Annotated in this window: 11 protein-coding genes; 5 read left to right on the top strand and 6 right to left on the bottom strand. The window is 65.7% G+C overall.

What is annotated here, in order from left to right:
* Positions 1 to 140: 140 nt before the first annotated feature.
* Genes OXM57_13940 through OXM57_13950 form a run of 3 tightly spaced genes read right to left on the bottom strand, consistent with a single transcriptional unit; the run spans position 141 to position 3,624 of the window.
* On the bottom strand, positions 141 to 2,372 hold the full coding sequence (locus OXM57_13940) for a molybdopterin-dependent oxidoreductase (protein ID MDE0353779.1): 2,232 nt from the start codon (positions 2,370 to 2,372) through the stop codon (positions 141 to 143).
* Positions 2,369 to 2,824: a (2Fe-2S)-binding protein gene (locus OXM57_13945; GenBank protein ID MDE0353780.1), complete on the bottom strand. Its 456-nt coding sequence runs from the start codon at positions 2,822 to 2,824 to the stop codon at positions 2,369 to 2,371. Before OXM57_13945 ends, OXM57_13940 begins: the two co-directional genes overlap by 4 nt.
* Entirely contained in the window at positions 2,821 to 3,624 is an 804-nt protein-coding gene (locus OXM57_13950; GenBank protein ID MDE0353781.1) for an FAD binding domain-containing protein, read from the bottom strand. Before OXM57_13950 ends, OXM57_13945 begins: the two co-directional genes overlap by 4 nt.
* 561 nt (positions 3,625 to 4,185) lie before the next feature.
* Here OXM57_13950 and OXM57_13955 point away from each other — a divergent pair.
* Together OXM57_13955 and OXM57_13960 are read left to right on the top strand one after the other, a co-directional pair.
* On the top strand, positions 4,186 to 5,163 hold the full coding sequence (locus OXM57_13955; GenBank protein ID MDE0353782.1) for a diacylglycerol kinase family protein: 978 nt from the start codon (positions 4,186 to 4,188) through the stop codon (positions 5,161 to 5,163).
* A 31-nt stretch (positions 5,164 to 5,194) separates the two neighbouring features.
* On the top strand, positions 5,195 to 7,117 hold the full coding sequence (locus OXM57_13960; protein ID MDE0353783.1) for a VanW family protein: 1,923 nt from the start codon (positions 5,195 to 5,197) through the stop codon (positions 7,115 to 7,117).
* A 381-nt stretch (positions 7,118 to 7,498) separates the two neighbouring features.
* On the opposite strand, the gene OXM57_13965 is transcribed toward OXM57_13960, so the two are convergent.
* Together OXM57_13965 and pyk are read right to left on the bottom strand one after the other, a co-directional pair.
* Positions 7,499 to 7,801, bottom strand: coding sequence for a hypothetical protein (locus tag OXM57_13965; protein ID MDE0353784.1), 303 nt, complete (start codon positions 7,799 to 7,801; stop codon positions 7,499 to 7,501).
* A 136-nt stretch (positions 7,802 to 7,937) separates the two neighbouring features.
* A complete protein-coding gene (gene pyk / locus OXM57_13970; protein MDE0353785.1) occupies positions 7,938 to 9,398 on the bottom strand; it encodes a pyruvate kinase in 1,461 nt (486 codons plus the stop codon).
* A 148-nt stretch (positions 9,399 to 9,546) separates the two neighbouring features.
* On the opposite strand from pyk, the gene OXM57_13975 reads away from it, so the two are divergent.
* Positions 9,547 to 9,954: a DUF1761 domain-containing protein gene (locus OXM57_13975; protein MDE0353786.1), complete on the top strand. Its 408-nt coding sequence runs from the start codon at positions 9,547 to 9,549 to the stop codon at positions 9,952 to 9,954.
* 235 nt (positions 9,955 to 10,189) lie between these two features.
* The gene (locus OXM57_13980) at positions 10,190 to 10,408 is read left to right on the top strand and encodes a CopG family transcriptional regulator (protein ID MDE0353787.1); all 219 of its coding nucleotides are present in this window, start codon (positions 10,190 to 10,192) and stop codon (positions 10,406 to 10,408) included.
* A gap of 116 nt (positions 10,409 to 10,524) precedes the next feature.
* On the opposite strand, the gene OXM57_13985 is transcribed toward OXM57_13980, so the two are convergent.
* The gene (locus tag OXM57_13985; protein ID MDE0353788.1) at positions 10,525 to 11,589 is read right to left on the bottom strand and encodes a cutinase family protein; all 1,065 of its coding nucleotides are present in this window, start codon (positions 11,587 to 11,589) and stop codon (positions 10,525 to 10,527) included.
* 2,240 nt (positions 11,590 to 13,829) lie between these two features.
* Between OXM57_13985 and OXM57_13990 the strand changes: the two genes are divergently transcribed.
* Positions 13,830 to 14,165, top strand: coding sequence for a hypothetical protein (locus OXM57_13990; protein ID MDE0353789.1), 336 nt, complete (start codon positions 13,830 to 13,832; stop codon positions 14,163 to 14,165).
* The last annotated feature ends 22 nt before the right edge of the window (positions 14,166 to 14,187 follow it).

A 14,187-nucleotide genomic window follows, 5' to 3' on the forward strand; every position in this document is an offset into this window, starting at 1 on the left:
AAGAGTCCTTCAGAGATACCAGGGGCTTTCGCGCCTCTCGGGCTGTCCGGTCACGCCGAACGTACCTGTAGAGCGGCCCATTGCGCAGACTGTGCGAATCCTCCAACACGCTTCGTCAGGTGGCGGACAGATGCCGCGGATCATCCACCGGGAGCCAGGGCGACGTGTTCGGGACGGACGGGGGTGCGGTTGAGCTCCAGGCCGGTGGCGTCGCGGATGGCGGCGACCACGGCTGCCGTTGAGGAGACGGTGGGCGGCTCCCCCACTCCCTTGGCGCCGTAGGGACCGAACGAGCTCGGTTCCTCGATCACCTCGATCTCTATAGGCGGCGCGTCCAGGAAGGTGGGCAGCAGGTAGTCGGTGAAGGTCGGGTTCTTGATCACGCCGTCCTCCACCACGATCTCCTCGAGGGTGGCCAGGCCGATCCCCTGCATGGTCCCGCCCTCGATCTGGCCCACCACCGACCGGGGGTTGATCATGAACCCCACGTCCTGGACCGTGTCGACCTGCACCACCCGGAACAATCCCAGTTCCCGGTCCACATCCACCACGGCCCGATGGGCGGCGAAGGCGAAGTCCACGTGGATGTCGCCCTGGCCGTTGCGGTCCGGCGCGTCCGTCTGCGGATGGTGGAACCGGGTGTGGTACTCGATGTTCTCCCGTCCGACCAGGTCCTCCATCGGGGTGATGAGGATGCCGTCCTTCCAGACTCCCTCGCCGTCGAGTTCGTCGCCCCCGCCCCGCTCCAGGGCGATCCGGCGCGCCATCCGCGCCGCCTCCATGACCGCTCCCCCGGTCATCTGGGTCTGGCGGGAGGCCGAGGTTGAGCCGGCCGATCCGATCTTGGAGGTGTCGTCGTAGTAGACCACCACGTCCTCTATGTCGAGGACGGTGCGGGCGATCTGCGCGCACGCCATCCCGAGACCCTGGCCCACCTCGACCGCCGCGGTGTGCACCTCCACACCGAACGGGGTGATGGCGACCCTGGCCTCCGCGTAGTCGTCGAAGCCTCCGGAGAAGCAGAGGTTCTTGAGCCCCACGGCATACCCGACGCCCCGTTTCACCATCGGGCGGGAGGTGGTCAGACCGGTACCGCCCGGGAGCAGACGCGGGTCGTCGCTGCGGTTCTCGTCCGGCAAGGGCATGCGGCGGAGCCTCTCCAGTATCTCTGTGACCGGCGCCGAGGTGTCGATCACCTGCCCGGAGGTGGCCAGCGGGTCCCCGCGGCCCACGGCGTTGCGGATCCTGAACTCGACCCGGTCCATGCCGAGCGCATCCGCCAGCTTGTCCATCTGTGCCTCGTGACCGAAGCAGGCCTGCACCGCGCCGAAGCCCCGCATGGCACCGCAGGGCGGGTTGTTGGTCCGCACTGCCACCCCCTCCACCGACACCGAGTCGCACCGGTAGGGACCGGCGGCGTGGTAGACGGCGTTGCCCACCACCGAATCGCTGGTCGAGCGGTAGGCGCCCCCGTCGATGATGATCCTCGCCTCGATACGCCGGAGGGTTCCGTCGGGGTCGGCCTCGTGGCGCATCCAGAGTTGGGCCGGATGGCGGTGGACGTGGCCCACGAAGCTCTCCGCCCGGCTGTACTCCATCTTCACGGGCCGCCCCGTGTACAGGGCGAGCAGGCAGAGGTGGATCTGGAGGCTGACATCCTCCCGCGCCCCGAAGGCGCCCCCCACCCCGGCGTGGTGGACCCGGACCGTGTCCTCGTCCACACCCAGGCCTGCCACGATCTGGTCGCGGTCTACGTGGGTCCACTGGGTGGCGATGTGGAGATCGACGCCGCCCTGCCCGTCGGGGATCGCCAGGCCGGACTCGGTGCCGAGCGGGGCCTGGTCCTGCATCCCCACCTCGTAGTAGCCCTCCACGACCACGGCGCCGGACGCATCCTGGGGGCCTCGCCGGCACCTGGCCCGGTGGAACACGGAATCCCGGCGGTCGGCCTCCTCCGGGTCGGTGAGCGGCTCCAGCACCTCGTACTCGATCTCGATGGCTTCCACCGCCAGGCGGGCGGTCTCGGGATCGTCGGCCGCGACCACCGCCACCGCCTGGCCCCAGTACTCGACCAGATCCGTGGCGAGGATCGGCTGGTCCGCGGACTCCAGACCGAAGGCATTGAGGCCCGGGACATCGTCGCCGACCAGGACGGCGTGGACGCCTGTCATGGCCACGGCCGGGCCGATGTCCAGCCTGGTGATCCTCGCCTTGGGATGGGGGCTCCGGAGGGTGGCGCCGAAGAGCATGCGGTCCATGTAGAGATCGCCCGAGTAGAGGTAGGTGCCGTCCACCTTGGGGATCCCGTCGGTGCGGGAGGTCGACTCGCCGACGCCGTCCCGGACGGTGCGGGTCCTCACCCGGGTGGTCATCGGCCCGCCACCAGCGTCTCGAGGCCGCGGAGAATGGCGCCGTAACCGGTGCAGCGGCAGATGTTGCCGGCCAGGGCCTCGCGCATCTCATCGGACGAGGGGGTCGGGTTCTCCTCGAGGAGCGCCGCCGCCGCCACCACGAAACCCGGGGTGCAGAACCCGCACTGCACCGCTCCGGAGTCCACCAGGGCCTTCTGCACGGGATGGAGTTCGGACCCTCCCAGGCCCTCCACGGTCACCACCTCCGACCCGTGGGCGTCCGCGGCCATGACCAGGCAGGCACACACCAGCTCTCCGTCCAGCATCACCGAGCACGATCCGCACTCCCCCTGCTCGCAGGCCCCCTTGGAGCCGGTCAGTTGCAGGTACTCGCGGAGGGCGAACAGCAGGCTCTCGGAGCCCTTCACATCGCACACCCGCGCCTCGCCGTTCACGGTCATCTGCACCCTCATGACGACAGGCACCTTTCGAGTAGGCGACGGGCCAGCACGCCCGAGGCGTGACGCCGGTAGTCGCTGGTTCCCCGATGATCCGTGATCGGAGTCACCTCCTCCGACACCAACCGGGCGAACTCCTCGAGCGCCGCCGGGCCGGGATCGGCTTCCTCCGAGATCATCTCCTCGGCCCGCCGGGCCCGGATCGGGGTGGGGCCCACGGAGCCGAGCGCCACGCGGGTGCGGCCGTCACGCCACCTGAAGACGCAGGCGGCCACGATGGAGATGACCATGGCGCTGCGCTGGCCGATCTTGGCGAACTCCTGGAAGTCGGGGAGGTCCTCGGGTAGTACCGCCGCGGTGATCAGCTCGTCGGGCCGCCGGGCCGTCCGCTTCACACCGGTGAAGAACTCGTCCCAGGGCAGCCGGCGCGTTCCCGATGTGGAGTGAAGCTCGATCTCGGCGTCCAGGCCGGCCAGGAAGGGCAGCGAATCGCCGGCCGGGCTGGCGGTGGCGATGTTGCCACCGATGGTCCCCGCCGCCCTGATCTGCGGAGAGCCGATGGTGCGGGCCAGCTGCGCCAAGGCGTTGTGGTCACCCGACTCGAGACGCCGGAAGGTCACGCCCGCCCCGATGCGGCGCCGGGAGACGTCCTGGATGTCATCCAGCCTCCGCAACGCCACCACCGTCTCCGGGCGGATCTGGTCGAAGTTGACCTCCACCATCAGGTCGGTCCCCCCCGCCAGCAGCACGGCTTCGGGATGGGCGGCAAGCGCACCGGCGGCCTCGTCGAGGTCGGCCGGATGTATCACTTCCATGGGCGCGCGTTTCCGTTCTCGGGATCGGGCTGTGCCTCTCAGAATACCAACGCGGACGGCACAGCCGCGGTAGCGACCCGCTCCCGACCAGCCGGCAAGCAGGCGATACGGCCCTAACTCCCCGCATCTCGAGCCAGATCGTCGCGTTCCGCGACCTCCGCCCGTCGTGGGCGGAACGGGCCCTTCGCGCGAACAAGGGGGTTGAACACGTCACAGACCCGCCGCATACTGCCCGGCAGTCACAAACACCACCGGTTTCTTGCTTCACGACGTCGAGGGAACCGGAACCGGGATCAATTCGGGAGCGGACCCGCCGGGGGATAGCGGACCGCGTTCGGACCAAAGGAGGTGGTGGCTGGGGGATGGGCCCGCGGGGTTGGGCCGCGTTCGCGCGATTTTCGCGTTCTCGCCGTCTCGGGTATGGATCACGAACCACCGAGTCAGGACGCCCGGAGGCAACCAAGGGTGTCGGGTTGGCCCGACAGCCGGAGACGGGTGTGCCGGCCGAAGCTTCCGTGCGCCGACAACCCCGTCCCCTCCAGCACTTCCTAACCTGGCCGGATGGCGCGGATCCTGCTGTGCACCAATCCCTCCGCCTCCGGGTTCACCGGCGGGCTCCACCGATCGGTGGTCGCCCGGCTCCGGGAGAGCTACGAGGTCGAGACCGAGTGGCCGAAGAGCACCGCCGAGGCCCGATCGATCAGCGCGGCCGCCGCCGCCGACCGGTTCGACGTGGTGGTGGCGATGGGCGGGGACGGCGTGGTCCACCACATCGCCAACGGCCTGGCCGGGACCGGCACCGCTCTCGGGATCATCCCGGCCGGCACCACCAACGTGCTCGCCCGGATACTGGGCCTACCCCGCAAACCCCGGGCCGCCACCGAGTTCATCTGCGATCAGCCCCCGGTGGAGACCGTGCCGACCGCCATGCTCACCCTCGACCACGGGGAATCGGGCGTGGAGAGCCGGCTGGCCACGTTCTCGTGCGGCGCCGGGTTCGACGCCGCCGTCGTGGAGCGGGCCGAGCAGGAGCCTCATCGCAAGTATCGCTTCTCCGGGCTGCACTACGCCCGCTCGGCCGCCTCGGTCGCCTGGACGGGGTTCTCCGAGCGGTCTCCGGACCTGGAGGTGACGGCACGGGACCGGTCGGCCGAGGCGGTGGCCGTGTTCGTCAGCCTGTACGACCGCTACACCTACTTCGGGCGCATCCCCGTCCGCTTCGGAACTCACGAGGCCGGCACGCTGTCCGTGCTCGTGGCCCGCGAGCTGCCAAGGCGACGCCTGGTCTCGATCCTGCGGCGGATCGTCACCGGCGCGGGGCTATCCGGCGCCGACGGATTCGAGGTCTGGACCGGCGTCACCTCGGTGGAGGTGTCCGCGCCCGGCGGGTTCCCCGCGCAGGCTGACGGCGAGTTGCTGAGATCCCCGGTGAGGTTCTCGGTCGCCGCCCGCCCCGACCACCTCCGGGTGCTGAAGCCCGGGTCCACGGAGCGGTCCGGACCCGACGACATTCCCAGAAAAGGCCCGGATGACGGGTAACATCCGGCGCGGTGGTTGGCAATGAGTCCCCATGTCCGGTTCGCGCCGTCTAGTCCTCTTCCTGGGAGTACCGATCCTCGCTCTGGGGGTCCTCGTCGTCGTGATCATGAACCAGGACGGCGCCGGCACCACACCGGGTAGCGGCGGTACCGCAACCACCCGACTCGACCCCTCCCGCATGGAAGCGATATCCGCGCTGACCGACCTGGAGAACAGTCTGGCGCTCACCCCGATCCGCATCGAGGTGAGCGAGTCGAGCTTCAGCCTGCTCCCGGCGGCCATCGGCTTCGACCTGGATGAGAACGCCACGCTCGACACGGCGCTGGCGGACCGCTCGCTGGATGCGATTCTCGAGGACCTCCGGCGCCGGGGGGACGATTCGGGGGCCGGCCTGCCCTGGTCGATCTCGGGAACCATCGACGAGACGGCGCTCGATGGACTGCTGGACCTCTACGAATCGGCCCTGGTGGCACCGGACGAGGGAGGTGTCGACATCCGCGGTTCGGGTCCCGTGGCCCGCTACCCCCGAACCGGCTTCGTGATCGATCGGGCCGCGGCGCGTAACCAGATCGTCGATGCGCTGCTCGGCCAGCCCCGTGCCGACGCGGTGCGGTTGCCGACGGTCGAGGTGCAACCCGTCCTGCCCAGGGCCGCGGTGGACGCGGCGCTGGCAGAAGCCTCCGTGCTGCTGGCGGGACCGGTCACCCTGACCCGCAGCGATCCCGCCGCCACCCTCCATCTCGATGTCGGCCAGCTGGGCCGCGCCCTCACCACGGAGGTCGTGAACGACCCGGCCCCGGGTCTCCGGGTCGCCTTCGATCGGGATGTGATCAACGAGTATCTGAACCCCCTCCGGACGGGGTTCGAAGCGCCGCCGCGCAACGCCTACATCCTGATCGACGACCAGGAGACGATCACGTACGTTCCCGGCTTCTCGGGCGCTCTCCTGGATGTCGATCTGGTCATAAGGGCGATCACCCAGGCGACCCGGCGGGAGTCGCGCCAGTCCACCCTGCCCCTCCAGACCGGCGTGGAGCCCGAGATATCCGCCGAGGACCTGGCCGCCATGGGTCCCATCAGCCTGATCAGCGAGTTCACCACCAAGCACAACTGCTGCCAGCCGAGGGTCCAGAACATCCATCTGTTCGCCGATGTCATGGACAACGTCAACGTCTTGCCGGGGGAAACCCTGTCGCTCAACGAGGCGGTCGGCGAGCGAACCCTGGAACGGGGCTTCCTGCCCGCTCCCACCATCATCCGGGGAGAGATCGAAGACCAGGTGGGGGGCGGAGTCAGCCAGTTCGCCAGCACCTTCTACAACGCGGTGTTCTGGGCCGGGCTGGAGGTCATCGACCACAAGCCCCACAGCTACTGGTTCTCGCGCTACCCGATGGGCATCGAGGCCACGGTCAGCTGGCCGGTGCCCGACCTGGTGTTCCGCAACGACACCGATGTGCCTCTCGTCATCAAGACGTCGTACACCAGGACCTCGATCACCGTCAGGTTCTACGGCAACAACTCGGATCGGGAGGTGACGGCGTGGGTGTCGGAGCCCTACGAACCGGTCCCCTATCCCACCGAGTTCGTCCCGAACCCCGAGGTCATGCCCTGGGACCCGGCGATGGAGGTCCAGCAGGGCGCTGACGGATGGAGCGTCAACGTCACGAGGGACATCTCCTTCACCGATGGCACCACCTCCCACGAGGAGTGGAAGGTTCGCTACCGGCCCTGGGCGCACCGGTTCGAGGTCCATCCGTGCCAGCTGCCGGAGGATGCGGAGGACTACACCGGGGATCCATGCCCGGCCCATCCCGACTTCCCGGACGGCTACCCCACCACCCTGCCCATCGACCCGAACGCCGAAGTGCCGGTGGAGGAAGGCGAGACCGAGGAAGGCGAGGCCGTCGAAGGCGAGGCCGTGGACGGCGAGGCCGGCGAGGAGCCGACCACCTAGCGCCCCGTATCTTTGGTTCACCGTGTTCTACGACCCGTGACCGTGGCAGGTGTCCCGGGCGCGGCACCCAACAAGGGGGTTGAACATGTCACGAACCCGCCGCATAATGCCCGGCAGTCACAAGCACCACCGGTTTCTTGCTTTCGACGTCGAGGGAACCGGAACCGGGATCAATTCGGGAGCGGACCCGCCAGGGGATAGCGGAACGCGCACGGACCGAAGGAGGTGGTGGCTGGGGGATGGGCCCGCCGGGTTGGGGCGTGTTCCCGCGATTTTCGCGTTCTCGTCGGCTCGGGTGTGGATGATGAACCACCGAACCTGGACAGTAGGTAGGGACGACCGGACCCCCGACTGCTACACGCAGCTTCTCGAGAGAAACGGCTAGGAGTGGTCCACGTAGAAGGCGAGCGAGTTGCGGATGGTGTCGGACATCGCCGCCAAGAGGTCATCGGTCCAGCCTCCGAAGCGACGAACCGAAATAGTGTTGGAGAACACGTAGACCGAGGTGAGCGAAGGGGTCACCTCGAACAGCGCGGCCGCAAGACGAGCGGGGTAGGTATCGGCCTGCCCGGCCGCCTCGGCGCTCCGGTACGTCTCACCTTCCTGACCCGAGAGGCTCCGGTCGGTGTCGAAGACCGCCACGTCCCCCAGCAGTAGGTGATCGACCTCGATCAACTGGCCCAACTCGCTCCTCTCCCATCTCGCCCCGGAACCACAGAAGGTGCTGAGCAACCCTGTGCCGAGGCGGTCGCATGGTAGCCGACCCCGGTACGGGTCATCGGCCGCGAGCCGGCCCGTGGGGGCTCGCTGTCCCGGCGCCTCATCGACGGCCGCGCCTGCCGGCTCTCCACGATGCTCTCAGGCGCTCGCCGATCACGTGCAGCTTGACCAGGTTGGTCTTGGCCTGGGTGTTGGGAGGCGTCCCGGCGATCATCACCACCCCCTCGCCGCGCTCGCACACCCCCTCCTTCTCGAGGTACTTCTCGGCCGCGGCGAACATCAGGTCGGTGGACGCCCTGGGCTCGAACCGGATCGGGGTGACTCCCCAGAAAAGGGCCATGCGACGCCGGATCCTCCCGCTGGGCGCGAACACCATGATGTCCGCCGAAGGCCGGTACTTCGACAGCAGGCGGGCCGTGCCGCCGGACTCGGTGAAGGCCACGATGGTCCTGAACCCGAGGTTGCGGGCCGCCTCGGTGGCCGCCTTGGCGGTGGCCGAGGCGAAGGTCATGGTGCTCTCCAGGAAATCTATGGCATCGGCACCGGTCATCTGTTGGTCCCGGTAGCGCTCGGCCTCCACACAGATGGACGACATGGCCTCGACCACCCGCACCGGATGGCGTCCCACCGCAGTCTCCGCGGAGAGCATCACGGCGTCGGTGCCCGAGGCGACCGCGTTGGCCACGTCGGTCACCTCGGCCCGGCTGGGCCGCAACGCGGTGACCATCGACTCCAGCATCTCGGTGGCGGTGATGGAGATGAGCCCGGCCTGGTTGGTCCGATGCAGGATGTCGGCCTGCACGTTGGGGATCGTCTGCAGCGGCAACTCTACGCCCAGATCACCGCGGGCCACCATCACGCCGTCGGCCTGATCCAGGATCGAGTCGAGATTGCTATAGGCCAGGGCCAGCTCCACCTTGGCGATGACCGGCGTGGAGCCGCCGGCCAGCTCGCGCACCTGCGATATGTCCTCGCCCCGCTTGACGAACGAGGCGGCCACGTAGTCGACGCCGAGTTGCCGGCCCAGCTCGAGATCCACGCGATCCTTCTCGGTGACCGGCCCGAGCTCGAGGTCGCTGTCGGGGAAGGCGATCCCCTTGCGGTCGAGCAGCTCCCCACCACGTTCGAGGAGAACCGTCAACCCCCCGCCGTCCGAGCCGGTGACCCGACCCTCGATCAGGCCGTCGGCCATCACCACCCGCGCCCCCGTGCGCACGTCGTCGAGCAAGCGTGGATAGTCGACCGGGATCAGGTCGGGGCCGCCCTCGTCCCCGGTCACTGCGAGGCGGACGGTCGCCCCCTGCGGCAGATCGACAGAGCCGTCCCGGAAGTGACCCACCCGCGTCTTCGGCCCCTGGATGTCCTGGAGGATGGCGATGGAGCGGCCCACCTCCGCGGCGGCCTGGCGTATCCACTTGATCATCCGGATGTGGGATTCGTGGTCGCCGTGGCTGAAGTTGAGCCGGGCGACGTCCATCCCGGCCTGTACCAGGCCCCGGACCGCGTCCAGGTCGGCCACCGCCGGGCCCATCGTCGCCACGATCTTCGTCCTGCGCCGCACGGTCACACGTTATGAAGGTGGAAGCAGGTATCAAAGCACCAACCGCGCTTGGGGCACTCCGTCACGGCCCGCCGGCGCGTCACGGGCGCAGCGAGGTTTCTTGTCCCCGGCCGTTCCTACACTGCGAGCACGTTACGAACGGAGGACCGTGCTCTCACTCAGCGGACTGAACTGGCTGGCAATCATCGTCGCGGCCATCGCGTTCTTCGGCCTGGCCGCCATCTGGTACCAGCCGAAGGTCATGGGCACGAAATGGATGGAAGGCGCCGGGATCGAACCCCCAACCGACGGACCCAAGCCCATCTTCTTCGTGGTCACCTTCGTCGCCTACTTCGTGATGGCGACCGTCCTGGCCATGATCGCCCGCGCCACAGGCGCCTCCACGTTCGGTGAAGGACTGGTCCTGGGCCTGCTGACCGGATTCGCATTCGTAGCCCTCCAAGCCATGGTCAACGCCATCTACGAAGGCCGGGGACGGTGGATCGTCCGCGCCAACGGAGGCATAGGCATCATCGGCCACACCGTCATGGCCGTCATAGTCACCACCTGGACGTGAACCGGCACGGCTCATAGGCCGGCAAGACGGCACATGCATCTGCCGTCAGCCGTCCGCGAGGAGGTACCGGTGGAGGCACTATGGATCGGGCTATCGCGCCGCCTCACGACAATCTGATGTTTGGAGCCCGATTGGCCCGCTGAAACTCCCTCCCTCGGTATCTCAGTGGCATGGTGGCTTGCATATAGCGACCAGGTCGGTAGGGTGGTACGGACCGAGCGCCTGGAGGGGTCCCATGGCAGACACACAGAAGGCGATGACGTTGCGGCTCCCTGCTGACCAGGCTGACGCACTGGAGATGGTCGCTCAGGTCGATGGTGTGAGTGTGTCTCAGGCGGTCCGCGACGCCATCGATAGCCACATCGACAACCGCCGGGCCGATGATGCGTTCCAAGAGCGGCTTGCCAAGTCGATAGCACGATATCGGCGGATCCTCGACCGTCTGGCTGAATAGGCGACGTGAACTTCCTCGGGCTTGGTGACGTCATTCTTATCGCAGCCGCGGGATGAGTCGGGCAGGACACCCGAACGGGAGAGCCCCTTCGTTCGTGTGCCGCGAGGACCCCGCTGCTACTTGGGCGCTTCCAGCACGCGGGTTATGGCTTCGCTCGCCGCCTCGTCGAAATACTTGTCCGTATACACGCTGTGTATGGGCACGTGGAGGCGTCGGGTTCCCACATGGAAATGTATGCCGAGGACCAGGTCGAGGACGCTACCGGTACAGACCCCGTCCGTCCCCTCGCACCACGACCCCACGCGGGACTCGATATCGGACGGAACGTAGGGTGCACGAGGACCGACCCTGAGGAACGTCAACCCATCGAGATTCAGGAGTCCGTTGCTGGTCGAGCACCCGACGGTTCCACGTCTCCAGGGCGACACCGCTCCCGCAATCCCCTGCCGGCAGCCCTCGACCCAACCCGCGCTTCCCCCCTCCGGAAGATGCAGGGTCGGATCGCTGAACAGGGCAACGTGGGCGACGCGATCCCTCTCTCCTTTGCCGAGCAGGAACAGACTCCGCCTGATGACTTGCGCACCCTGCGAGAACCCACCAACTAAGAACACCTCGTCAGGGCACTCGGTCCCCCGATCCTCGAGATACGCGGTGAACTCGCCGATGCCCTCGATAACGGAGTCCCTGTACTCCACCGCCCCCAAACGGTTGATCTCGAGCAGATCGCTACCCGAAGACGAACTGCCCGCATCCTGACCGGAGATCCGCCAGATCAAGGACCAGATGATCCTGATGATGTTGGTGCGGTACAGATCGAGGATCGCTGAGATCCCGACAGCCCGATACCGGTAACCCCCGTAGGCTCGAGTCCCCAGCTCGTACTTGTTGATCGAATACCCCGGCAGACGGGTATCGACATGATCGAAATAGGCCTGGGCCATACCCCCATGACCGGTGCCGGCCGCCAGCACCTGATCCGAGCCGCGGGCGAACACGACCGTGAGGTCGGAACATGCCGGCACCGGCACATCGTCAGCTCTTGCGGGTGATACTCCCACCCCGGATCCCGAAACAGCGATCAGGAGCACCAACAGGCCCGCCAGCAACCTGCGCACGGATCCCTGCGCTCCCCACAAAGGCGACGAAGCGACACGGGTAGCCGACCGGAGAGGGGTTTCCACGGCAGATCACTCTAGGTCGTACCGGGGTCAAACAACTGGCGGGTGTCGCCCGACCAGACACCTGGTTCGCAGCCAACGAGAGCCCGGACCCGCCGGGAGTGCGCGTTTAGGCCCGCTCGTAACGAGACGAAATGGATGGAAGCGGCCGGGGTCGAACCCTCGTCCGAACCGGCCGCTGAGGACCTTGGCTGGGTCGCGGAAGAATGGTGGTCGCGCAGTCCTGATGATCGCTTCAACCTCGAGGTTCTTAACATGACCGGAATCCTCAGCCGTCCAATCCTCGAACAGCGGATGAGATTATTCCTCTAAGCCTCGGAGAGGTCGTATTCATCAAGGCCCGCCATTTGCATTGCCTCACCGAGGATCTGCAAGCTGACTGGCTGTCTCTCTCCGAGACCAGGGAGCACAGTATCTCCACTTGCCGACTTGTCTGCTACCAGCCATGAGACATGATCGGTCAGCGGCTGCGCTTCCGAAGCTCTCCTTGGAATTCCAGGAAGCGCTCTCCAAGCAATGCCGGGCTCGGGTGTTGGCTCGTCAACCTTGGTAGGTTCAGTGGAGTACCGTGCTTTTCTTTGAGTTCCTCATGCCACCGATGTCCCTTGGTGTCTAGGTGGTCGGAATGCAGTACGAACTGTGAATCTATACCGATCAGCCAACGATCGAATGCTGCGTGATGGTTCTTACACAATAGTAAGCCATTAGATACTTCACTCGAACCGCCATCTTCGTAGCGTTTGATATGACAGGCATCTAATACGTTTTGGTCTGGAAGCCTACATATGGCACAGCTGTATTTGTAGGCTCTCAAGAGCTTTTCCCGAAACGGTCTCTGCTGATCTCTTACCTTAACCTCGCGTATGCGGTCCTTATGCTCTTGTAGAGTAGGTAGTCGATACACCGGCCTATCCCTACTATATCTAGGTGGCCGATCTCTAGTGTGAGGTACAACTCGTCGACGAGGTCCAAGAAAAAGCTTTACGTTTCGCTCGTCTGGATTCCACTCAACAATGTATGTCGGTACTATGGCATGATAACGAACGGGTCCGCGACTACTGGCTGGTTCCATACCGAGGAACCAAATTACTGGTATACGCCTCATGCAGACATCACGAAGCCGCAGATTATCTCCCATATCTGGGTCTTCTCGAAAGTCGTATTCGAGATCGTCATCCCTCAAGAGTGCCTTGCGTATTCTGACCTGATCCTTGTACTGTGGGTTGTCCGAGTCCTTTGGATATCCGGTCCTGATGGACAAAACATGGTTCATATTCTGAGGCTTGAATATGCCCTGAGGACTCGTCAGAGACACGTTTTCGCTATAGACACTTACGGGTGTTTGTGTCTCCCGACCTGTCATATAGTCATTCGACTCGTTGAACTTATCTATATAATCGAAGATAGCTTGACGTTTCTCGGAAACCGCCACACCCTCGACGTCAACATTGACCCTCACATACCCTACAGAAGGAGCCACCAGACCTATGCCCTTTCTTTGCCTGCCCTATTCTATCATCACCTCCGGAGCTAACGAGGGGGAGCCCCATTTAAGGCAACAGTAGACCCCGTTCCGGTTCGGGATGAGCTAGCTGCGAGGAGTGCTTCGCCTCAAGTGAGGCGGCAAAGGCGCGCGGCTTGGCCCCTTCCCTTCAAGAGATCCCACATCCTGTGTCGTTGCAGATGTGGTCGCACGCCGGCCGCGTCCCGCGGGAAAAGCCCTGGATCTTCGTGCCGCTTTCCGCGACTCCGCTTCCATCCTGACATAGGCCCTTGCTAGACGAGGCGCCTGCGCATCGTCGAACACCCCGCTTCAGCGATCAACGCCGAACGAGACGCTATTGGGTCCTTAAGATGGCACTTTGCAGTGGAGCGACGGGAACATGAAGAATCAGGGCTAGCACATGTCCAATCGCCCTAACTGGTACTACGACCATCCGCCTGCCTGTACCTGCGTGCAGTGCCAGAGGAACAGGTCAGGCCCGAAGCCCCCGGCCCGTGGTGGACGGGGGCGGATGTGGGCGGTCATCCTGCTAGTCGCACTGGGATGGGGTGTCTGGTCCGAGCGGGACAACGTTGCGGCGATCATCCCCGGCTTTCAGCTCTCCTCGCCGGCCCCGCCAGTTCCTACGTCCACCTTCATCTTCGCTCGTCCTACCGTCTCGCCGGTGGAGGATCCCACTCCTACACCGACTGCCGCCTCGGTTTCGCAGTACGTTACGAAACACGGGAAGGCTCTCCCGTTGATCGACGCCGCTGTACTGGAGACACAGATAGTGGAGCTCATCAATCAGGCGCGATCGGCGGGCGGTCTCGAGAGACTGGTTCGTGCGCCGAGCCTGGATTATCCGGCGATTCAACACAGCCGCTTGATGGCCCAGAGTCAAGTGATGGCTGCGGCACCATCACTTGACACCGCCTGCGGGGGGACAGCCACTCTCGTTGTCGAAGCGCCCCAGGTGAGGCAATTCAGCTACCGAGGGCTCTTGGCGGCACCAACTGACGTGACCCCGACCGACTACAACAAGACCCCGGAGGAAGCGGCCGTGATGGCGATCAGTGAGATTCCCCGGAGTTGATCGTCGAAGTTCCCCACCCCGG

The organism is bacterium, from assembly GCA_028820935.1.
Lineage (GTDB): Bacteria > Actinomycetota > Acidimicrobiia > Spongiisociales > Spongiisociaceae > Spongiisocius.

Bases quoted from the DNA above. Each gene is read 5' to 3' on its own strand.
- OXM57_13940 (MDE0353779.1), bottom strand. From the start codon at position 2,372: ATGACCACCCGGGTGAGGACCCGCACCGTCCGGGACGGCGTCGGCGAG.
- OXM57_13955 (MDE0353782.1), top strand. From the start codon at position 4,186: ATGGCGCGGATCCTGCTGTGCACCAATCCCTCCGCCTCCGGGTTCACC.
- OXM57_13980 (MDE0353787.1), top strand. From the start codon at position 10,190: ATGGCAGACACACAGAAGGCGATGACGTTGCGGCTCCCTGCTGACCAG.
- OXM57_13960 (MDE0353783.1), top strand. From the start codon at position 5,195: ATGTCCGGTTCGCGCCGTCTAGTCCTCTTCCTGGGAGTACCGATCCTC.
- OXM57_13950 (MDE0353781.1), bottom strand. From the start codon at position 3,624: ATGGAAGTGATACATCCGGCCGACCTCGACGAGGCCGCCGGTGCGCTT.
- OXM57_13945 (MDE0353780.1), bottom strand. From the start codon at position 2,824: ATGAGGGTGCAGATGACCGTGAACGGCGAGGCGCGGGTGTGCGATGTG.